Source organism: Pseudomonas sp. NPDC087598, from assembly GCF_044743525.1.
Taxonomy (GTDB): Bacteria; Pseudomonadota; Gammaproteobacteria; order Pseudomonadales; family Pseudomonadaceae; genus Aquipseudomonas.
This window is the reverse complement of record NZ_JBIUWQ010000009.1, coordinates 78,342-97,966: the sequence shown is the minus strand read 5'-3', so window position 1 is coordinate 97,966 and position 19,625 is coordinate 78,342. Positions and strand designations below refer to the sequence as shown.

At 53.9% G+C, this 19,625-nt stretch carries 18 protein-coding genes and 1 pseudogene; 10 read left to right on the top strand and 9 right to left on the bottom strand.

What is annotated here, in order from left to right; all coding sequences use genetic code 11:
* Positions 1–931 precede the first annotated feature (931 nt).
* The 5 genes from ACIOWE_RS07665 to ACIOWE_RS07645 all read left to right on the top strand — a co-directional run bounded on the left by ACIOWE_RS07665 (position 932) and on the right by ACIOWE_RS07645 (position 5,960).
* Positions 932–3,520 carry an S-type pyocin domain-containing protein gene (locus ACIOWE_RS07665; protein WP_401389373.1) on the top strand — a complete coding sequence of 863 codons (2,589 nt, stop codon included), beginning with the start codon at positions 932–934 and terminating at the stop codon, positions 3,518–3,520.
* Positions 3,517–3,792 (top strand): bacteriocin immunity protein, encoded by a 276-nt coding sequence (locus ACIOWE_RS07660; protein ID WP_401389370.1) that lies wholly within the window; start codon positions 3,517–3,519, stop codon positions 3,790–3,792. The genes ACIOWE_RS07665 and ACIOWE_RS07660 overlap by 4 nt, the downstream gene beginning before the upstream one ends.
* 104 nt (positions 3,793–3,896) lie before the next feature.
* On the top strand, positions 3,897–4,055 hold the full coding sequence (locus ACIOWE_RS07655; protein ID WP_401389367.1) for an HNH endonuclease signature motif containing protein: 159 nt from the start codon (positions 3,897–3,899) through the stop codon (positions 4,053–4,055).
* 4 nt (positions 4,056–4,059) lie between these two features.
* The gene (locus tag ACIOWE_RS07650) at positions 4,060–4,338 is read left to right on the top strand and encodes a bacteriocin immunity protein (RefSeq protein ID WP_401389364.1); all 279 of its coding nucleotides are present in this window, start codon (positions 4,060–4,062) and stop codon (positions 4,336–4,338) included.
* Positions 4,339–4,439: 101 nt separating this feature from the next.
* Complete coding sequence (locus ACIOWE_RS07645; protein WP_401389361.1) at positions 4,440–5,960, top strand: S-type pyocin domain-containing protein; 1,521 nt, start codon at positions 4,440–4,442, stop codon at positions 5,958–5,960.
* Between the two features lie 203 nt (positions 5,961–6,163).
* On the opposite strand, the gene ACIOWE_RS07640 is transcribed toward ACIOWE_RS07645, so the two are convergent.
* The 4 genes and pseudogenes from ACIOWE_RS07640 to ACIOWE_RS07625 all read right to left on the bottom strand — a co-directional run.
* Positions 6,164–6,772 carry a prepilin-type N-terminal cleavage/methylation domain-containing protein gene (locus ACIOWE_RS07640; RefSeq protein ID WP_401389359.1) on the bottom strand — a complete coding sequence of 203 codons (609 nt, stop codon included), beginning with the start codon at positions 6,770–6,772 and terminating at the stop codon, positions 6,164–6,166.
* On the bottom strand, positions 6,769–7,215 hold the full coding sequence (gspH, locus tag ACIOWE_RS07635) for a type II secretion system minor pseudopilin GspH (RefSeq protein WP_401389356.1): 447 nt from the start codon (positions 7,213–7,215) through the stop codon (positions 6,769–6,771). The genes ACIOWE_RS07640 and gspH overlap by 4 nt, the downstream gene beginning before the upstream one ends.
* Before the next feature lie 493 nt (positions 7,216–7,708).
* Entirely contained in the window at positions 7,709–8,884 is a 1,176-nt protein-coding gene (locus ACIOWE_RS07630) for a hypothetical protein (RefSeq protein WP_401389353.1), read from the bottom strand.
* A 232-nt stretch (positions 8,885–9,116) separates the two neighbouring features.
* Positions 9,117–9,381: pseudogene (locus tag ACIOWE_RS07625) on the bottom strand (prepilin-type N-terminal cleavage/methylation domain-containing protein); the annotation flags it as partial.
* A gap of 120 nt (positions 9,382–9,501) precedes the next feature.
* On the opposite strand from ACIOWE_RS07625, the gene ACIOWE_RS07620 reads away from it, so the two are divergent.
* On the top strand, positions 9,502–9,933 hold the full coding sequence (locus tag ACIOWE_RS07620) for a type II secretion system protein N (RefSeq protein ID WP_401389350.1): 432 nt from the start codon (positions 9,502–9,504) through the stop codon (positions 9,931–9,933).
* A 389-nt stretch (positions 9,934–10,322) separates the two neighbouring features.
* Here the strand turns inward: ACIOWE_RS07620 and ACIOWE_RS07615 are convergent, their stop codons facing one another.
* Positions 10,323–13,337 carry an RNA-directed DNA polymerase gene (locus ACIOWE_RS07615; RefSeq protein WP_401389347.1) on the bottom strand — a complete coding sequence of 1,005 codons (3,015 nt, stop codon included), beginning with the start codon at positions 13,335–13,337 and terminating at the stop codon, positions 10,323–10,325.
* Between the two features lie 688 nt (positions 13,338–14,025).
* Here ACIOWE_RS07615 and ACIOWE_RS07610 point away from each other — a divergent pair.
* Positions 14,026–14,385 (top strand): DUF6124 family protein, encoded by a 360-nt coding sequence (locus tag ACIOWE_RS07610; RefSeq protein ID WP_401389344.1) that lies wholly within the window; start codon positions 14,026–14,028, stop codon positions 14,383–14,385.
* A 157-nt stretch (positions 14,386–14,542) separates the two neighbouring features.
* On the opposite strand, the gene ACIOWE_RS07605 is transcribed toward ACIOWE_RS07610, so the two are convergent.
* Positions 14,543–14,932: a hypothetical protein gene (locus tag ACIOWE_RS07605; RefSeq protein ID WP_401389341.1), complete on the bottom strand. Its 390-nt coding sequence runs from the start codon at positions 14,930–14,932 to the stop codon at positions 14,543–14,545.
* A 222-nt stretch (positions 14,933–15,154) separates the two neighbouring features.
* Here ACIOWE_RS07605 and ACIOWE_RS07600 point away from each other — a divergent pair, with 222 nt between their 5' ends.
* Genes ACIOWE_RS07600 through ACIOWE_RS07590 form a run of 3 tightly spaced genes read left to right on the top strand, consistent with a single transcriptional unit; the run spans position 15,155 to position 17,304 of the window.
* Entirely contained in the window at positions 15,155–16,480 is a 1,326-nt protein-coding gene (locus ACIOWE_RS07600) for a hypothetical protein (protein WP_401389338.1), read from the top strand.
* Positions 16,477–16,860, top strand: a complete 384-nt coding sequence (locus ACIOWE_RS07595; protein ID WP_401389335.1) for a hypothetical protein — start codon at positions 16,477–16,479, stop codon at positions 16,858–16,860. The genes ACIOWE_RS07600 and ACIOWE_RS07595 overlap by 4 nt, the downstream gene beginning before the upstream one ends.
* A gap of 54 nt (positions 16,861–16,914) precedes the next feature.
* Positions 16,915–17,304: a hypothetical protein gene (locus ACIOWE_RS07590; RefSeq protein ID WP_401389332.1), complete on the top strand. Its 390-nt coding sequence runs from the start codon at positions 16,915–16,917 to the stop codon at positions 17,302–17,304.
* A 132-nt stretch (positions 17,305–17,436) separates the two neighbouring features.
* On the opposite strand, the gene ACIOWE_RS07585 is transcribed toward ACIOWE_RS07590, so the two are convergent.
* The 3 genes from ACIOWE_RS07585 to ACIOWE_RS07575 all read right to left on the bottom strand — a co-directional run bounded on the left by ACIOWE_RS07585 (position 17,437) and on the right by ACIOWE_RS07575 (position 19,028).
* Positions 17,437–17,778 (bottom strand): hypothetical protein, encoded by a 342-nt coding sequence (locus tag ACIOWE_RS07585; RefSeq protein WP_242487269.1) that lies wholly within the window; start codon positions 17,776–17,778, stop codon positions 17,437–17,439.
* Positions 17,775–18,398, bottom strand: a complete 624-nt coding sequence (locus ACIOWE_RS07580) for a hypothetical protein (protein ID WP_401389329.1) — start codon at positions 18,396–18,398, stop codon at positions 17,775–17,777. Before ACIOWE_RS07580 ends, ACIOWE_RS07585 begins: the two co-directional genes overlap by 4 nt.
* Positions 18,399–18,530: 132 nt before the next feature.
* Positions 18,531–19,028, bottom strand: a complete 498-nt coding sequence (locus ACIOWE_RS07575; RefSeq protein ID WP_201203104.1) for a PAAR domain-containing protein — start codon at positions 19,026–19,028, stop codon at positions 18,531–18,533.
* Positions 19,029–19,625: the final 597 nt, after the last annotated feature.

The following is a 19,625-nucleotide window of genomic DNA, read 5'->3' as shown; positions in this document are numbered from 1 at the left end:
CTGCGGTAACGGCTGCTTAGGGTTCCGCCCTGACGGCGGGTCACCTTTTCCAGACGCCGAAAAGGTAACCCAAAAGGCTTTGCTCCAACGTGCGGCCCGCTCGCTGGGGCTCGGGGTTCCTTCGCTCCGGGATCCATCCGGGCGCATCGCCTACGGTTTGCTTCGCTGCACCTCCTCTCGATGCATTTGGCTGCGCCAAACGGTCGCTGCGCTCCCACCCCCGGATGAATCCCTCCACTCAGCCTTCCGACGTCGCCCGTGGATCAAGATCAAGAGCTGCAGCCGAGCTAACGCTCATCCTTTGAGTGGGGCGGCATTCGCCGCGTGGTTCATATAGATCAAAACTGTGGGGGCTGGCCTGCCAGCGATGGCGGCCTGTGAGCCGACCAGTCTCTTCCTGGTGTACCCGATCCAACTGTAGGAGCGAGCCTGCTCGCGAAGGCGGCCTCACAGCCAACCAATTCCCAACTGCCTGCCCCCAATCCCTGTGGGAGCCTGGCTTGCCAGCGATGACCACCTTCCAGCCAACCAAACTCTCACTGGTGTACCCAACCCACCTGTAGGAGCGAGCCTGCCGCGATAGCGCCCTCACAGCCAACCAATCCCCAACTGCCTGCCCCCAATCCCTGTGGGAGCTGGCCTGCCAGCGATGGCGGAATCTCTCACTGGTGTACCCAGCCCAACTGTAGGAGCGAGCCTGCTCGCGAAGGCGGCCTCACAGCCAACCAATCCCCAACTGACTTCACCCAATCCCCCTGTGGTCGCCAGCCCTGCTGGCGATAGTCGTCCACCAGGCACTCATAGAGCTGACTGACGCCGCGCCATCGCTAGCTGGCTCAGTAACCCGATTTTTTACATTCGCAATAACTATGTACCGCACCTGACTACCGCTTGATCGACACGCTGTGCCCTACAGACAAGGAGTGACTGTATGGCACAAAACACATTCAACGATGGATCGTCAGGTAGCGTCGTCATCCGATCCGGGCCACCTGCTTCGGGTGGAGGGTCGGGTAGCGGCTTTGGTGGTGGCGGCGGTGTTTCCGGCGGTTTTGGTGGCACCAGCAAGAAAAAGCAGAAAGCTCGAAAACGCGCTTTGGCGGCTCATCGTCAGGCCCAGGCAAATCAGCAGGCCGAGGCGCTTGCCAGAGCGCAAGTCGAAGCCGCTCAAGCACAGGCAGCTGTAGCGCAGGCTCAGGAGCAAGCTCAGGCACAAGCGCAGCATCAGGCGCTTGTGCAATTTCTGGCAGGCTTGGCGCAACGCCATGACGCGATCAGAGCTGAAGCCGATCAACGATTCGCGCAAAAGGCCAAACAACTCGGCTCAGCGCTGGAACAGGAAATTCTTGCCGCGAGAAGACCGCCTCAGGCCACTCAGACCGAGCGCTGGCAGCTCTACACCATCACCAGTGAAAAAAGCGAAACAGACGGACTGCTCGCTCGCAAATCCGCCGAACTCAACGCAAAAAATGCACTGGCCCAGTCCTTCGATGGCCACGATCCGCTGACCCGTACCTCCAATGATTATCTGACGCGACTGGGCCAGTTCGGCCAAGCGCTCAATGACGGTCACCTGATTTGGGAGAACGCCTACAACGCGGCTCATGAAGCGCGTTTATTAGAGACGCAAATCAATGCCCTGCGCGATAGATCAGCGGCGCTTGCCCGCCATCACGCAGAGCAAACGGTGGTCTGGCGCAAAAGGGAAGCCATTTGGGAAGCGCAGCGCAAGTTCGTTGAACAGCGTGAAGCCCGAGTCCGGTTCAAGCAGCAGGTGGATGAAGACGCCCGCGTAACCCGGCTCAAGCAGGTCAACACACTCACTGCCCCGCTGGCGGCGGGTGCGACGTTTTTGACGCAAGCCGGTTCGTTGGTGGCCGAGGGAGTGGCCAAGGTTATTGAAACCGCTGTGCAAAAAGCGGTCAGTCAGCTTTCCCTCACTTTGCTTGTACCTCAACCAACGACGGTCTTGATCTTCGCGGCAGTGTACTCGCCGACACTGGGCAATGGTGAACTGACGCCAGAGCAGAGGCGGCGATTGTTCCAGTCTGTCGCCGTTCCCGTTCAGACACTCGGCCTTTCTGATGAGCAAGCACTTCGATCGATCGCCGATTCAAGCGGTTCGGTCGAGATGCCCTACCGCCTCAAAACCGAGCCGGTAGCCGACGGGACCGCAGTGATTGTGGTCGCCACTGGCAATGAGATCGGCAGCCAGGTGCCGGTCATCAACGCGGTACTTGATCCTCAGACCGGCAACTACACCGCACAAGTGCCCGGTTCTCCGAGCAGGCATTTGCAGTTCACGGCGGACACGCCCGTTACGCAAACCGCTTCAAGCCAAGCCCGTGTTGCATTACTGCCACCGCTGACGCAGAACCTGCCAGCGGGCGCTGATCTACGCATTCAGGATTGCATTATCTGTCTGCCCGGTTCGGCACCGATGTACCTGTCCTTCAGCCCGCCACCCATGGGTTCGGGCATTGTCACCGGTACCGGCCAGACCGCCACTGCCAATTGGTGGAAGCAATCGACAGGCACGACAGGCGCCGCCATACCCACCCAGTTGGGTGATCAACTTCGCGGCCGGGAAATCACCTCATTCCGAGCCTTTGACGAAGCATTGTGGCGAACCCTTGGCGAGCAACCGGCACTCAGCCAGCAGTTCGATGAGGTCAACAAAAAACGCGTCGAAAAAGGCTTCGCGCCCTACGCACCGAAAAACACCTGGGTCGGAGAACGGCGTGAATTCGAACTGCGTTTTCAGGAGAACGCAGAGGCGGGCGCCAACCCGTTCAACCTCGACAGGATCAGCATTGCCACGCCACAAAGTGCTCATGGTCGTCGAGGTGTATTGCCAAGCATTCAGCCTTGGCCGGTTCCTCCCGTGGGAATCGGCACCTGGACGCCACTTGTCCCGCCGGGAACGGAGCAGCTTGGATCAACCACCAAACCGATTGCTCCGTCGCCGCCCGTGGTTTATCCCGGCCAGCCTGTCATCCCGATCCTACCGGCAAACGAGACGTTTCCGGCTGTCGATGAAGGGCAGGTTGGTGCGAGTATTCCCGGGTTCCCGGGGGATATGGAGTTGCCTTCGCCGGATGTGTTGTTTCTGGATCGGCGGGATGATCCGGGGGTGGCGACGGGAGTCGGGCAGGACGTGATGGGGGTCTGGTTGGGGGAGGCGGCGCGTACGGATGGAGCACCGATTCCGAAGCAGATTGCTGACACGTTACGAGGACAAGAGTTTGCCAATTTTCATCGGTTTAGAGAGGCGTTTTGGAGGTTGGTGGCGGATGATGAAAATTTGAGCAAGCAGTTCACTGTCACTAACTTGAGACTCATGCACAAAGGAACAGCCCCGTTTCCGTCAAAAGATCAGCACCATGGAGGTAGACAAAAATTTGAGTTGCACCATCAGGTGGAGATAGCAAAAGGAGGAGCAGTGTTTGACATGGAAAATATTCTTGTAATGACGCCGCGACGCCATATCCGTGTACATCAAAGAGGCAATCAACAGTGAAAGACACATCTCGTCTTGAGGATTACACAGAGGCTGAATTTCTCGCTTTTCTTCGAGAGCTTTTTGAAGGAGGAGATAATTTGGCACCCGATGATTTTGAAAAATACATGCTAAGGCTTGTTGAACACTTTGAACTGGTAACCGAACACCCGAATGGTTCAGACGTCATTTTTTACCCAGAGGCAGGTCGGGAAGACAGTCCTGAGGGGATTCTGGAAGAGGTCAAAGAGTGGCGGGCACGTCACAACAAACCCGGCTTCAAAACTGAGTAAGCACATTTCGAATCGAGGACCTCTGCGACGGTATTTGCTCGACCACCGAGCAAGTGCCGTCGCTGAACGCTGCACTAATAAACAAGGAAGTTTAGATCACGCAATTGAAACCAACCTATCCGATTCCATTTCATCAAGTCGGGGGTAGGAAAAAATTCGAGATCCATCATCAACATGAAGTCGCGAATGGAGGCGCTGTTTACGATATGGAGAATTTACTGATTATGACTGCGAAGCGGCATATCGAAAAACATAAGGAGTAAATCAATGATTCTCTTCAAGAATAGGCTTCAAGACTATACGGAATCCGAGTTTTTACTATTTGTTCGTGAGTTTTTCGATTACTCAAACCCTCTGGAAGGCGACGCATTGGGCCAATACACCGACAAACTGGTGGAGCACTTCGAGAAAATTACCGAACACCCCGATCGCTCTGGCGTAATTTTCTATCCCAAGGATGGACAAGAGGACAGCCCAGAGGGAGTTCTGAAAGAAGTTAAAGAATGGCGTGCACGCAATAATAAGCCAGGTTTCAAGACGGAGTGATGGTCACTCGATAACGAACTAAGTGGCGCCCGCTCAGCGGTCGATCGGGCGGGTGCCGTTAATGGATTGCACCATTGCGCAAAAACAAGGAAGTTTAAAACATGCAATTGAAACCAACCCTCAAGGACTACACCGAACCCGAGTTCCAAGCTTTAGTCGATAGAATCTGGGCTGTCGATTTGCCAAACGCCGATCATGATCGGTTGATCAATCATTTTGACCAGATAGCGGGTCATCCAAAAGGCGCCGATCTGCTGTTCTATCACCCTGATGAAGACCCTAATCCAAACTCCGCTGGCTCTGTCGTCTACTACGTCAAGGATTGGCACCGTAAACAGGGGAGCGTTGCATTCAAGGGACAGGCCTCGCTTGCTGCGCCTGCACCACCGGCCAGTCCAGCCCCAATGAATTGGGCGCAAATAACCCAGCAACGCATTGCCCAGCAATTGATTGATAGTCAAAAAACCAGTGCTGATCTGGCTACCTCACAGCGGGCTACGGAAGCGGCGCTCACTCTTCTCGAACAACAAATTGGCAATTTGCGCAAGCGTTCGAATGTTCAAATATCTGCTTCGGAGTTTGAAAAGGATTTACGCAGTGTAGAAATCGCCGAGTTCGATACCCGTTTAGCTGTTCACGGTTACAAGTTGTGGAAGATGAGCGTCCAGTTCAAGCGAGACAATGCGCAACGTGAGGTGAATTACGCGCAGGCCGAGCGGGGTCAGTGGCAAAACATTGCTCAGCAATTTGGCGCGACCTACGACCGGTATGTGGCGAGCCTGAATGCCATTAACCAGCGACTCAAGCGGCTTCAAGAAGAGGCCGAGATGCTGTTGACTACGGCCCAGACAAAACTTGTAGAGCTGCGCAATCGACAGGACGCAGGACTGCCCCGGGCGCCTGTGCAGCTGTTTGCTCCGCTTGCTTCCGTCAATGCACGCCCGGCGGTATTGATCGATGGTGAACTGTCGCGCACTTTGGAATCCCATCGCGTGGAGCTGCAAAAATCCATTCGTTCGGCCGTCGCGGAGTTCACGTGGCAAATCACCTCCAGTGTGCAGAGGGATCCAGTTCAATATGCCGCCGTATTGCGTTTCGAATTTCGCAGTCGCGCGGAGTTGGGTCGTTACGGAGTTTGCGTACCTTTATCCGAGTTTCTGGTGGTTGAGGGGCTGGATTGGCAATATCTTGCCGCGACGAAAGGGAACATCGATGTCCCTTTCAGAATGAGCAGCGGCCACTATGCCGTGCCGAGTGGAACTCTGTTTCAAGGCATCAGAGAAATCAAAAGCCTGCACCAGGTGGCAATATCGCCTGTCAGCGCCACAGAGCTGAATCCAGGTGTAAGAGTGCGACCCGCAACGTGGAACGAGTCCTCGCAAACTTACAGTTTCACGGCTGATGGCAACGCTCCATTCACGATCATCTGGCGCCTGCCTGAAATACTGCAGAATTCCTCGCCACTGACGTCCATTGCCGATTATCGAATGAGCAGTCTCCAGTCACCGCACACACCTTTGATAGAGTCATTTCCTGGCGAGGCCAACGTCACTTTTGATGACTATGTTGTGGTATTTCCAGATTCAGACCTGGAGCCTGTGTATGTGATGTTCGAGGGTTAAGCTAAGGGGGATCTGGAATATTCACGCTGCTGAAGCTGATATCGGGAGCCAACCTGCTAGCCAACCAATCCCCAACTGACCGCACCCAATCCCAATGTAGGAGCTGCCGAAGGCTGCGATCTGTTGATCTTGTCTTTAAAAACAACATCAACAGATCGCAGCCTGCGGCAGCTCCAGGAATATCCTATGTGCAGGTATACGCATCACTCCAATGGCCCAATCACCTGCCGATACTTCTCCACCCCCTGCGCCGTCTCCCGACTCAACCGAATCTCCAACCCCAACGGATCCTCCCGCCGATTACCACTCAACTGCCGCCACCCCCTATCCACCTCCCAAACCCGCACCTGCGCATCACTCACATCCTTCAAAACCGCCACCCCACCCGTCGGCGCCGGCAACGGATACCGACTCCGCGCCTCAGCCACCGCCCGATACAACGTGTCACCCTTGACCCACCACCGCACCCGCTGCAAAGCCCCCGGTTGATCCGCCGCCGTACGAATGATGTCCAGCCGAAACCCCTGACTGTCGCTACTACGCACAGTAATCGCGGGCGGGGCAGTGGGCGGCTCATCATCCACACCAACCTTCTTCGGCTCGGTCAACTCAATCCCCGCCCGCATCTCCACATCCCGCTGCAACTGATTCAACGCCCGCAACAAACTGTCACTCTGCTCACTGCTAGCCTGCAAATGACTGTCCGCCCGCGTGACACTGTCCAGCCCGCGCCAGGCAATCAAACTCACCACCGCCATCAACAGAATCGCGACCATCACCTCAATCAGCGTAAACCCTTGCTGGCGCTTCATTGCAGACTGATCCGGCCCGCGCCATCGCGCAGCACACTCAACCGATTCAAGCCATCCGACAACGTCAATTGCAGCGGCGGATTAATCCACTCAGCTTTCAGCACGACCTTCTGTTTCGGCTCCACCCGCACCTCCATCTTCGGACTCTGCCAGGCACGCGGTCGCAACTGCGGATCCTCAGTGAAATGATCAAACCCCTTGCCACTGTCACTGCGCCGACTAAACCGAAACCCCTTGGCATCACTCACCCACACAATCGGCCGGCCATCGGCGCGGGCCTCCGCCTGCGCCACCTGCAGCAACTGCGCCACACGCTCCGCATCCTTGCGCAACAACTGCAACGGATCGGGCTTGATACTCAAGCTGATCGCCGCACTGGCGATGCCGATGATCACCAGCACCACCATCAACTCGATCAGCGTAAAACCCTGTTGCCTGTTCATCGCGCGCGCTCCTTTGCGTCCTGCGCCATCGTGCACGGCCAACATGTAAGGCGTGTGAAATAAAACGGAGAGAATTGCCGCGTAGGCTGACAGCAGGGATAAAAAGGAGATTCAACCCATGACCTTCACCGCACGCATTTCCCCAGCACCCAGATCTCGCCGGGACTACGTGTTTGTGCGGCGGATTGCTCAAGCAGCATGGCTTGAGGCCCACCGGTTAAGGGATGATGCCAGTGGTGACTATGTTGAACGCTTCCTTACGATGATTGTGGGAAGAGTCTAAAGGCCAGCTTGAAAGTAAGAGTCGGGTTAATTGCAGTTCATATTTGCAGCGAATGCAGTATTGATTGTGAAAAAGGCGGGTTATGCAAGACATTCGCGGCAAGCAAACGCGCTTGGCAAGGTGCTAAGCGCGCAGTGCAGGGCGGAGCACTCTCGGCTCCGCACCGGTGCTTCACCGGTTATCAACGTTGAGTTTGCGCGGCTCTTCGTATCAAAAATTAATGTTTGGTGGCTTTATGTTCACTCTAACCTTGCGAATCTCATTCGCGATGAATCGTGCATCTTGCAATAGCGGCTGTGCCGGAATGTACCAAGGCGGCATCTCCGACTTGCTGTCAGAAAAATTGTAGTACCGGATGCTCTCGTCCGTATCCCAGATGGACATTTCCTCATAGTGAATTTCTTTCTGCCCGAATGAAAAAAAATGCTCATGATCAAGATTATTCACTAGACGATCGATCATGCCCGCGAGTCGGTTCAAGTATTTGTAAGCTTCAATACGCGCCTGAAAAGTTACGATGTGGTTAAGTGCTTTGAGTCCTTCGCGCTTGCTGACACCATCCAGGCTCTCGCACTGTGCTAACGCTGGTTTGACCCTTCGAGCCATGTCGCGCGTTTCATCCATCAGTTCGAGAAATACCCTCATTCCATGAATAGTTGAGGAAGCAACTTTCTCTTTTTCGCCCAGCGAGGCAATGGCGACGGCATCCAACGATTGGGTCAGGACATTGATCGCATCTAGGACTCTGGGAGATTTGCCGCCCCCACCCGGTGGCAACGAACACCCCATGGTGTTGGCGGCGCCGATCACGGTCTTGAGATCAACGCCGTTTAAGTTATGGTATTGCGGATGGGCCAAGTAAAAACCCCACTTCCATGCCAAGAATAAGTCGGTACAAAGAATCGCTTTAATCTCCGGCCAGTTCAGCACATACAGCTTTGGGAGTCGTACCGCGGGCAGCATGGGAGGCACCTGTCCGGGGTGCGCCTCATCCTCTAAGGCAGTGTTGTGCTGCGTCACGAATGTGCTCACCGTTTGGTTTGTTTCCTCGAGTGACGTGACTATGAAATGCGCGCTGAGAGGCGCGTGGTAGCCTTTCAGGGCGTTAATCTCTTTTTCAAGATCTCCCTTATTGAATTTTTCGACACGCTTGCATTGCATTGTCGCGGCTGAAGAATGGTCGAAAATGTCCACTCCGTTCTGAGTGTCACCGTTTTTTCCGTATCCGGACGACACCCAGTAATTGGCAGTCGGGCGACGACCTATGCTGTATTTGTGTTGTACCAACGGAAAAGCGTCCACGCAGAAGCTCTGGAATTCTTGCCACGTTCTAGGTGGTGTAATACCACGGGTTTGGTCTGATGCTGCTGTGATCAGTGTATTCATGGCTTTGATTCCATCCATGGTGTGAGAGCGTTGGCGCCAATGATGGCTCAATAGTGGCGCTGTAGGTTATCAGCACTTTGTCTAATTGAGAGCCTTGGTTGTACGAAACCCCTTCGAAAGCCTAAATGGGCCCACAGCGTGGGAGTCCCGCTTTAGTCGCCTCAAGCTACGACTACAATTCCCCGGGTCACGCGACATCGCCGCGATCCAGCGCCGGACTCACCACCAGCTCGAATTGATCAAACCCCTCGCCACTGTCACTGCGCCGACTAAACCGAAACCCCTTGGCATCACTCACCCACACAATCGGCCGGCCATCCGCCCGCCCGCGCCTCCGCCTGCGCCATCTGCAGCAACTGCGCCAAGCGCTCGGCATCCTTGCGCAACAACTGCAACGGATCGGGCTTGATACTCAAGCTGATCGCCGCACTGGCGATGCCGATGATCACCAGCACCACCATCAACTCGATCAGCGTAAAACCCTGTTGCCTGTTCATCGCGCGCGCGCTCCTTTGCGTCCTGCGCCATCCTGCACGGCCAACATGTAAGGCGTGTGAAATAAAACGGAGAGAATTGCCGCGTAGGCTGACAGCAGGGATAAAAAGGAGATTCAACCCATGAGATTCACCGCACGCGTTTCCCCACCCCAAATGGTCCAGGCCCTCGCGCTGCTCGCAGCGTTGGTCGGCGTCGCGACGTGGTCGTCGCTGCTGCTGACCTCCGCCGAATCACACACCCCGGCAGCGGCCCCGCAATGGCTGGCGACGCGCAGTGACAGCCCGGCGTTGCAGTGGTTTTCCAATCAAACGGCGCCGATGGACATCAAGGTGAGCGGGGTGATGGCGGGGAGTCGCGGGGCGGTGGCGATACTGAGCCTGAACGATGGGCCGCCGAGGAGTTTTTTGCAGGGGGAGAGGGTTGGGCCTGGGGTGAGGTTGGTGGCGGTGGAGGGGGATGGGGTGGTGATTGAGCAGGGTGGGGAGAGGGTGCGGTTGGGGGTGGAGAGGTTGGGGGAGGGGGTGGTGTTGCCTAGGTTGGTGAGGCCGTGATTCTCAGAGTGAGTCGCTTTGCGGTTAGTTGAGGAAGCGCTTCTAAAGTACAGATTCCAGTGATTCGGCAAAAAGACATAGGCGGATAAGCAAAGAATGATTTTAGCTGCTTATCGACAAAGCAGACTGAGTGAAAGTCCGCTAACTGCCTGAAGCGGACCACTGCTGCCCGATAAGACGTTCAGAGCGGCCCACGCAACTAGATGCGATTCGGTCATTTCCCTTATTAAACTTGCACCTTTCACGTATTTCATAACATATGTAGGAGCGCCGTTCCTGATTGAGGTGATAGGCAGGGGGCGAGTCATCCTTGTGATTGGATACGGACTTCAAAAAAACCTGGACCAGCACGAATGAGGAACGGTAAAACCTGCTTGATCAAGTTAGGTCTAAGCCCCTTTAGGTAATACTTTCCGATCCGATGCCATGTCCTCGTTAAAGCCATCTGGCACAGGCTTGAAACCTGAGGACGGCGAGCGGTGGCTGGACTGGAACTGGCGTAGGCTCAGGACGTCGATTTCACCTGTAATGCAGTAGTCGTGGTTACCTCCCTTGACTCGCAATATGTCCCGCTTCCACCGATCTTTGTAGGGGGCGCGGATGCGGCTATCGCCGAAACGCCGGTTGTTGCACTGGATGATGTAGGCATGAATATCCAATGCGGCAGACTCCACCAGTGCGTTGAAAGTATCAGTGTCGCTGTTCCACTCTGGAATAAAGAGCGCATCGACTTGGCCGCGTAGGTCTGCGCGGTAACGAATATTGGTCAGCTCGCTGCAGATCATGACGGCAAAGCGGAAATCACCATGCTGGATGACCGGAGGCTTTTGCCACTGTTGATCTTGAGTGGGCTGCATTTGCAGGCCTGCGAGGCGAGAGAGTTCTTGCTCCTCATGAAATGCTGGCCGTTGTTTATCTTGGCGATAGAGCATCAGCGAAGGAAACCCAAGACCGTCGTGGGTTAACGAAGCCCAAACCTGGTGGCGAACATATTTTCTCGGTGCGTGGAGGTACTCCACTCCGGTGATCAAAGATATACCGCGGCCTTTGAGTTTGTCGGCAATACGCATAAACCATTGGGGTGGTAGAGACACTTCCGGGAGGATCAAGTAACCAGCGCCGTCAGGCCGAGAGATCAGTTCATTTATCAGGCGATTGATGCGTTGGTAACGGTGCAGTCCGTCCGGATCGGGCAACCCCATGATGGCGGCGGTAAAGCTTTCATCTTTGGTTTCCAGACTAGCCACGGCGATGGTTTGTTTGGCATTGGGTTTTCCGTCCGGGATATGCAAAACCTGCTTTTTGTCGAGGTGTGGCATCTTGTGTTCGGTAAGCTCAAAACCTCGCAGTGCTTGCACCACCAAACCCAGTGTCTGGCGGCTAGACGCGGCAAAAGGGGTGGGGGCTATGAGGTAGAGCTCATTGAGGCTGAATGGTCGAGTGGCGAAGGTTAGACCAGACGGGATGCCACGTTTAAGCCTGAGCCAATTCGCCAGTATGGCGATGCCGTCGTTCATCTCGTCAGGCAATAATTCTTCTATGTCAAAAGTTGCGAGATTTCTACGGAGTGGAATCCCGCGCTGGCAGACCATTTCCTGAGGCAGGCCAGAAAAGCGCAAAGGGATATGGGCGAGATCGAAGCTGAATAGCCGAGCTTGGAGCTTCTGTATGTGCTGGCTAGTGACATTCATTGGCTTGTCTAGGAAGTTACTCCAGATGACGAAGGCAAGGCTCTCCATATGCCCGGTCATTTGGTTCTTCCAGGCTGTAGCCCCCGATTTGCTCAGACGGGAAGGAAACGCAGAGACGATGCTCTGAGTTGTTACTTCCCAGATGGATCGTTTCCATAAATGTCGGGCTTCGGCTGGCACGTTGGCAGCGGCCAGACTTTTTATCGCTAGAGTGCAGTCGCTCTCAACTTTGATAATCAGGCGATCCAGTGCATTGATGATCTTGTCTAGGTATTCAAAATCTTCACAAGCTGTAGCCATGCGGATGATGCGTGGGAGGTATTGAGCCAATTCAAAGAACTTAACTGGTGCGAGCAGATGCTCGATGACTGCTGCGAAAAAGGCATGACGGTGTGCTTGCCAATCCTCCGGGGGGATATCGCGTTCGAAGGCTTCATAGTTGCGAAGGCTGAGGGCAAAACCCGCGCGGTGCAGCGTCAGTGCATCGGTCTTCCGCAGATTATCTGCTTGCTCTCCGGCAAGGTTGGTAGCTTTGAGCAGGTCCGTAGCCACGGTATTGGGCGCGTTCGGCAAATCGGGTAAAGAGCGCCATTCGCTTGCACGTTGGTTGATCTGTTCGGAAATGGCGTTGACCAGAGCGGTACCTGCCGACCCTGCAAGGATGAACAGCTTGTTTTTGCTGTTTTCAAATGCAATGCGGTCTTCTTTGAGATAGCCAGGTTTGAATAGAATGCTGCCGTTATCTTTTTTGAGCAGGTCCTTGCCGCCGTCGCGACTGAAGATCCACTCCCAAAACTGCTCAGTATTTTTGATGTCGCTTGCGTTTTCCATTACCAGCAGAATGTCGTCCACATAACGGCCGTAATACAGTGGCACTACTTGTTGCTCGATGAACTGGTCGAGCCTGATTAGCGCCGCGTTTGCGACAACGGCAGACGCAGGCAAACCTACGGGTAAACCTTTCCCTAGTGGCGTTTTTTGTGCCCAAGTCAACAAGGCGGAAATGAACAGGCGGTTCAGTTTTGACTGTGATTTGCTCAGTTCAATTTTGGCTAATTTGAGGAAGTTGTCGTCGAGCATAAAGCCAGGGCTTAGCTCGTGATAGAAACTGCTTACATCAGCTGTTAGTGCCAATACTTTTTTCTTCTCGCTCAGGGCCGTACGCATTGCCTTGATGCCACCGTCGCGCCACTCACGGAAGGGTCTGAGATAGGGCTGGAATGATCCAAGGGCCCACGTATTGATCTTCTCGTGCCGGTTACGGCGCAGGCGGCTGCCGAAGACGTTGCTGCTGAGCTGCTTGTCGAAGAGGTCTCCGACTTCCATCATCCATAGCGCTGACAGCACATGAAAATCGATACTGCAGCGGGCCATGAGGCGGAATACGGCAGTGGGGTGGTTGCCAGCCTCAGTCGCGCTTAGCCACTCGGCTTCCGGTGAGGCGAAGATCAGACTTGGATCCTGTTTTCCTTTAACAATCTGGATTTCTTTGGGGGCAAGCGTCCAAGTGCCCAGAAATGCGGGGTCTTTCACCCAATCCTCGTTCACGGCTTCGATCTGCTCTTTCAGACGGGTCAGATTTTTGCTCAGGTCGTCTTCATAGTTGGCAATGTCGAACAGCGAGGGGTTGGTTGAATAGTAAAGGTCAACCTTGGCCTTGCGATAGGCGAGGCCAAGGTCATGCAGCGATACCGACATTTGGATGACGTCCATTTCTTAACCTTCGGTAATTCTGAGATATCCCGGATATTACCGTAAGTGAGCATGAGCGGCCTAGAGCATTGCAGGGCGTGCTATATCAACTCACTGAGTATCATGAATGGACTATTGAACCGACCTTAGTTTAATAGGCGCTTTAACGAGCAGCTTTTGGCCGATTCCTGCCTCTGGATATGGTCGAGTAGGTGAGGGGGCAATGATCGTTATGTCTCGTGCAATGAAAGACGCTTTGGTGGGCGCCCGCCATGGAAACCATTGGACTGGAGTAGGGCAAAGGCTTAAGAGGATGGATCTTTTTATGGAAAACGTGAAGTAATGAACTTCGATAAACATCAATGTTTAAAAAGACATCTCCAAACACTCTCCCAGGCTACACACCCTTGCGCCTTTGCCTACAGCTACGCCAGAATCCGCCGGCTTGTACGCTTTGTACCTGGTCTATATCGTCTATGGGTCGCTGGCAACCCAGCGACCGGGTTTAGCGACCCGACCAGGTATAAGTACAACGACGCTCCAGTTTGTCGCAGCCGTTTGCGATGACGATATGGTGGCTGTGCGTGGGAGACCTTCGGGTCTGCCGGGTCTTATACCTCTCGGTTCGCTAACCCGCGCACAGCTGCCACCCTTACTTGTTTAGCGACAGGTGTTGGTGGTTCCACCAGGTATAAAATGGAGCTTCACCATGATCAAACCAACACCCAATCCGCCCGAAACCGACTCGGTTTCCCCCTACGAATCCCTCGATTCGAAAAAACTCCACGAAGCCGCAGACCGCGCGCTCGACCATTACCTCTGTCCGCCCGGTTCCACGCCGCCACCACGTAAAAACCGCGGGATGTACGCCGTGACTGCGGACAACAAAAACGAAGAACTGCTGATTGATGCCAGTGAGACACTTGCTTCGGCCCAAACCATCGCGCAGAACGTCGCCAGCCTGTTGCCGGCGTCGCAGCGTCGGGCGTTGTTGGGGATTGCGCAGTTGATAATGCTCGGGGAGTTGGCGGTGAATCGGGCGTTGGATAATTTGCAATTGCCGGGGTGATGCGGGTGTCGGGATCACCCGGTGATTGATCGGGTGTCCATTCTGGCGCTTTCGCGAGCAGGCTCGCTCCCACAGGGTTTGATGCTGATTGCAGATGTTGTGTATGACGCTGAAACCTGTGGGAGCAGTAGATTATTACCGCGTTGGCTTCGTTTGGTTATTGAGGTGCTTCAGGACATTCGCGGGTCCATCGTGTAACCGTCATGTCATTGAATTGCTCGCCGATGGTATCGACGCGTAGGCAAGTTCCTTTCTTCGCGTAGTACAGGATGCAGCGCGAGCTATCGAAAGAGCAGGTATCCAGTTCGAAGAGCTTGTGTGCAGCCAGCTCCTTCTCTACGCCGCTGTATTCATAGCCGTCGTTGGTATGCATCCGCGTCGGCTTCCAGCCTTGTTTGACTAGCTTGGACTTGGCCGCAGCCAAACACTCACCGACGACGATACCTGCTGGCCCGCGCTTGTCGTTTGGCGCCTGTGAGGCATCGGCAAACGTTGCGCTGATACCCATGCAATAAAGCGCGGCAAGTGCGAGGGTCGAAGCCTTCATTTGACAGTTTCTCCAGCCGGTTTGTAGCGCCCAAAATATCCCAAACATTGGGGACGAATCTATTTTCTACCCCACCCAGTACCGCCATAAAACATTGATGATTTGAGCGCGGCGTCTGCAAGTCAGAAAACCGGATTTTCCCTACACCGAACACCGATCCATCCTGCATTCAAACCTGAGTCCGTTCGCCAAAGTCCTCCGTTTTCAGAACGGGACACGGATGTGACCAGACTCATCCCACAAAGCGAGGTCAATGGCCAGCGAGAGCAGATCCTTGATACCCACCAAGCCATGGAACATTTCAAACAGGCATTGAATCGCCCGGACGACTTGCCCGGGTTCGACGACTTGTTAAACGCCCTGGGCCTGCATCGTAACAACTACATGCAGGGCGCGAATGAGCGAAAACTCATCGATGCTGTGCGTAGCGGTGAGTGGGCACTGGTGAAGCCGCGCATGGCTACAGACAACGGCGGCGCCTCCTGGAATGCCTTCAACCCAAAACCCGAGCCACCTCCTGCACAACACTTGGTGGAGGAACACGCCTACACCTTGCCGCAACCGGCTGAATCAGGTTTCCACATCGTTCAGAAACCCATGACCCTCGAAGCGCTTGAGCGGGAGTTGTACGAAATCAGGCCCGGCGACGCATTGCGTCGCGAATTCCGCTCTCTCAATCGACATCTCGGTGAGCAGGTCAAACCTGGCCAAATGGTCCTGTTCAGCGACTCTCGCAACTACATGTGCCGGCGCGAAGAAGCACAGATGATGGCCGCCGCAGAGAAGGTGAACGAGGCGTTGAAAGACCTTTCGGATGAAGAAGCTTCGTTCATGGTTGAGCATCATGAGGTCATTGAGCCGTTTCTGGAGGTGTCGGCAGGCACATTGGGCGTTGCGTCATTCATGATCGGGCAGCATCTGGAAGGATTGAAAAATACCCTCAAAGAGTTGGATCAACTGCATCAGCAGCAATACACCCAACATCGTCATCTACATTCCCCAGAGTTCTTTGCCAAACGCAAACGTCTGATGGCGAAACTGGATGCCAGCCTTGGGCCGCTGGTACGCAAAGGCACCGGTTTGCCAGATCATCCAAAACTCAAACGTGCACTGGGATTGTCCAGCCGCCGAATTGTTCACCGATGGGGCAAAGCAGGCGCACCGGCACAACTGCCCGGATATGCAACCAACATCGCGGGCGTTGCCAGAGCAGCGAAGTTCATGAAGGGAGGTGGTTACCTCGGCATAGGACTGCAACTGGGCGCATCCAGCTCAAAAATCTACGAGGTCTGCGCGTCCGACCGCGAGGCGGAATGCAGGCAAGTGAGGTTTGTAGAGGGAGGGAAAATGGTCGGCGGTACCGCTGGAGCTCTTGCTGGTGGATATATCGGAGGGAAAGTAGGTTTGGCGGTATGCGCGAAATTGAAAGGAATGGGAAAACTCGTGTGTGTGCTTGTGGTCGGTGCGGCAGGGTCCGTGGAGACAGGAACTCAGATGACTGAAGGTGGTGAGTATTTAGGACAAAAAATCTACGAGTATTCCGAATGATAGAAGTCGACGGCACTGTATATGCTTGGGCTTGGGGAGCGCTGATCCTATTAGGCGTGATCAACTGCGCAATGATTTTCTACGCCGTTTATACAAAACTCGATGCCCTGGAAAAACACTTTGATGAGTGGCTGTACCTATCCATGGACTGTGGTTCATCAGGGGGAAGTTTTTACTCGAGAACTCAGCGGATGACCGCTGTCAGCCGGTTGATTACGTCCAAGAGTATCCAACGGCAGGAACCCTTGCTGATCGAAGCCGTTGACCGCCTTCCCAGAGGACTCAGGTTCTGGGCGACGAGTCCATTTCATGTCGGCTATTTCGTGTGCGGCGGGACGTCACTGCTTTGGCTGTATGGGAAATACAGAGGTTTTTTGTAATGGGGCAAAAAGAAAATCAGTCCTTCGGTGAGGTCGTTTACGAAGACTCTCCTCATGACTGAAATCAAAATTCTGTTCGCCGCCACTGGCATTGCGTTACTGGTGCTGATCATCTCCAACGTTCTGTTGATGATCTATGTCGGGTATTTCAAGCTTTCCGAAATTGAGTCGCACCTTGAAAATTGCTATCTGCTCCACAACTGCGCGCAGAAGGGACTTTCCGGTTTTTGGGCGCGCAGGTACAGGCTCACTCTGATCACTGCTTTGCTTCGTAAACGTCCTTCGCGCCTGTTGCTGGATAATCCGAGCGCCCTCGAGGATGTCCGGAGCATTCCGCTGAATTTGCGGCGGTGGGTCGAAATTCCATATCGATTGAATGCATTTTCTCTGCTGGGAATTCTGGTTTTGTATGGATGGGCGGAATATTTAGGACTGTTCGAGTAAGCACCATGAGAAACCGATCGTCTATCAAGTGCTATCGCGAGTCGCCAGGGTGCCGTGAAAAAAAGGGGACTGATTTATTTCTATAAAATAAATCAGTCCCCTTTGTTATCACTTTGTTGTCGATGTCTGGTTTCAATCCTTTTCAGGGCATTTGAAGTTCCAGGAATAAACTTTCATGTCTTTCACTTCTTCGCCAACAGTTCCTACACCTAAACAATCTCCGTTCTTGATGTAGTTGAAGCTGCAGAAACGTACGCCCTCCGTGCAAGACTCGATTTCAATGAAGCCTTTTCTTTGGATGACGTTTTCGACCCCGAACTCACCTGAGTAGGACGGATTCGGCTTCCAGCCATTTTTGATCAAAGCTTTTCGGGCTTTCGAAAATGGCATTCCCTCTTTGATGGGAACGTCTGCTGCGCTAGAAAATAAACTGACGCTACATAAAAGGCTGATGACTAATATTTTTAGTTTCATTTAACAGTACCGCCCAAGCCTTTATATATTTTTTCTAATTCGTCGTACTCAGTATAAGGTTGGCCGGAAGGCTTTTCATTGATTGGTCGATTTGCCAAGCCCGGTCCCATGGGCAACGCTTCCCATTTTTTTGATGCTTTTCCAACTGCAGTTTTTAAGTCGCCACCGATCAGTGGTTCGATGGCACTCACGTTGCGCAGGAGTTCAACGGCAATCAAGTCTTGCGTTCCTGGGCTGAAGTCAGATAGCCCCATTGCTTTGACGGAGAATTCCGACCATGTGGCTTTCGTGATTTGGTACCTTCCAGAAGCTGTAGTTGAACCACCATGACCTGGTCCTGGGTGAGTAGACTCATCACTGAATGTCCACTTCCCGGATTTCCAGCCAGCTGCCCAACCATATCCGAATTTCGCGTGATAATCGCCACCCTCGACTTGTGCCAACGTATCCAGAAAGGCCTTCACATTTTTATTCTTTAAGAACTCCGCATTTTCGGCACGCCTCTTTTGTTGCTTTGCGTCTACGGATACAGCTTTAGGGCTGGAGTCTTTGATAGGCGTCACCGTTCTGGTGGCTACAGATGACATTTTTCGGCCGTTTTTGCTAATGACTTCAGCCATGAGGAAAACTTCCGTTATTTTCTTTGACGCTCTGCTGGTGGCTGTTTTGGAGAGTGGAAATAATGAAGTTTATGCTTTTGGCCATGGAGCCTTGTACACGGTAGTTTTCTTGAGTTGTACCTACATCCATTTTCAATCCTCCAAGAACAGTTGGATCGTTTCGGCAAGGTGCGAGCTAATTAAGTGCGTATACCCCATTGAATCGCTGACACCGTGCTCAATGCTGCCGTCAGCTCGCTGAATGGCGTAATCAAGATTAGCTAACGGCTCCCCTGACTCGTCGTCAATAAGCCTGAACTTGTCGCTGAAGTGCACGGGCATCGACGTCAGACCGCTGAAAGGTGCTGATACGACGGTGTCGCCGATAATGACCGTGCCGGATCCGCCGATAACCACGTTGCCGTGGCCACCGGTACTGTCTTTGGTCGCAGCGTTCAGCCCATTGATAAAAACCGTAGCGCTGACGGCGCCGGTGATTGGGCTACCGCAGGCGGACTTATCGGTCATTCGAGCGGCGGCAAGGCCGTCGAAATTCACATTGGGCGAGCCGCTGACAATAGGGTTTGTGCCATGCCCAGGAAGCGGGCAATTGGTTGGATCTGTAACTCGCGCAGCGGGTTTGCCACTCATGAATTGTTCCTTTTCAAAGTTTCAGTTTTCCTTGACCTGAATGGAGTCGATATGGGGGGCGGGGGATATCGGCTGCCAAAATAATGCGGAGGTGGCCAGCGTGTACGCAAGAAGAATGGGCATGTCCTGGGAGGGGTGCATAAAGTTTTACTGTCCATGTAAATGTGCTGCGCGCAGCATGCCCGAGGCAGGCTTAGCGCTCAATAATTACTTACAAATTATTGATTGACTGTTGGGTGTGGTCGCAATCCGGGGGCAAGCTCGGGTGATCTCTGGCAACACGTGCCTGGATCGATTTTAGATCGGGATGCGATGAGGCTCGATAAACACCAACGTTTAAAAAGACATCTCCAAACACTATCTCGGGCTACACATCCTTGCGCCTTTGCCTACAGCTACGCCAGAATCCGCCGGCTTGTGCGCTTTGGGGGCGGGTTCTATTGTGGTGCGGTCACTGACGAATCAGTGATCGGATTTGACCGTCCGCCCAATATCAAGGCGCGCCAGCGTTCTGCACGTGTTCAGGCATTGTCTGAAATCATGTCGCGGTGGCTGTGCGTGGGACACATTCGGGTGTGCCGGATTCCTTGATGTCCG

Excerpts from the sequence above, each read along its gene's own strand:
- ACIOWE_RS07665 (WP_401389373.1), top strand. The coding sequence starts at position 932 with ATGGCACAAAACACATTCAACGATGGATCGTCAGGTAGCGTCGTCATC.
- ACIOWE_RS07650 (WP_401389364.1), top strand. The coding sequence starts at position 4,060 with ATGATTCTCTTCAAGAATAGGCTTCAAGACTATACGGAATCCGAGTTT.
- ACIOWE_RS07645 (WP_401389361.1), top strand. The coding sequence starts at position 4,440 with ATGCAATTGAAACCAACCCTCAAGGACTACACCGAACCCGAGTTCCAA.
- ACIOWE_RS07640 (WP_401389359.1), bottom strand. The coding sequence starts at position 6,772 with ATGAAGCGCCAGCAAGGGTTTACGCTGATTGAGGTGATGGTCGCGATT.
- gspH (WP_401389356.1), bottom strand. The coding sequence starts at position 7,215 with ATGAACAGGCAACAGGGTTTTACGCTGATCGAGTTGATGGTGGTGCTG.
- ACIOWE_RS07630 (WP_401389353.1), bottom strand. The coding sequence starts at position 8,884 with ATGAATACACTGATCACAGCAGCATCAGACCAAACCCGTGGTATTACA.
- ACIOWE_RS07620 (WP_401389350.1), top strand. The coding sequence starts at position 9,502 with ATGAGATTCACCGCACGCGTTTCCCCACCCCAAATGGTCCAGGCCCTC.
- ACIOWE_RS07615 (WP_401389347.1), bottom strand. The coding sequence starts at position 13,337 with ATGGACGTCATCCAAATGTCGGTATCGCTGCATGACCTTGGCCTCGCC.
- ACIOWE_RS07610 (WP_401389344.1), top strand. The coding sequence starts at position 14,026 with ATGATCAAACCAACACCCAATCCGCCCGAAACCGACTCGGTTTCCCCC.
- ACIOWE_RS07605 (WP_401389341.1), bottom strand. The coding sequence starts at position 14,932 with ATGAAGGCTTCGACCCTCGCACTTGCCGCGCTTTATTGCATGGGTATC.
- ACIOWE_RS07595 (WP_401389335.1), top strand. The coding sequence starts at position 16,477 with ATGATAGAAGTCGACGGCACTGTATATGCTTGGGCTTGGGGAGCGCTG.
- ACIOWE_RS07590 (WP_401389332.1), top strand. The coding sequence starts at position 16,915 with ATGACTGAAATCAAAATTCTGTTCGCCGCCACTGGCATTGCGTTACTG.
- ACIOWE_RS07585 (WP_242487269.1), bottom strand. The coding sequence starts at position 17,778 with ATGAAACTAAAAATATTAGTCATCAGCCTTTTATGTAGCGTCAGTTTA.
- ACIOWE_RS07580 (WP_401389329.1), bottom strand. The coding sequence starts at position 18,398 with ATGGCTGAAGTCATTAGCAAAAACGGCCGAAAAATGTCATCTGTAGCC.
- ACIOWE_RS07575 (WP_201203104.1), bottom strand. The coding sequence starts at position 19,028 with ATGAGTGGCAAACCCGCTGCGCGAGTTACAGATCCAACCAATTGCCCG.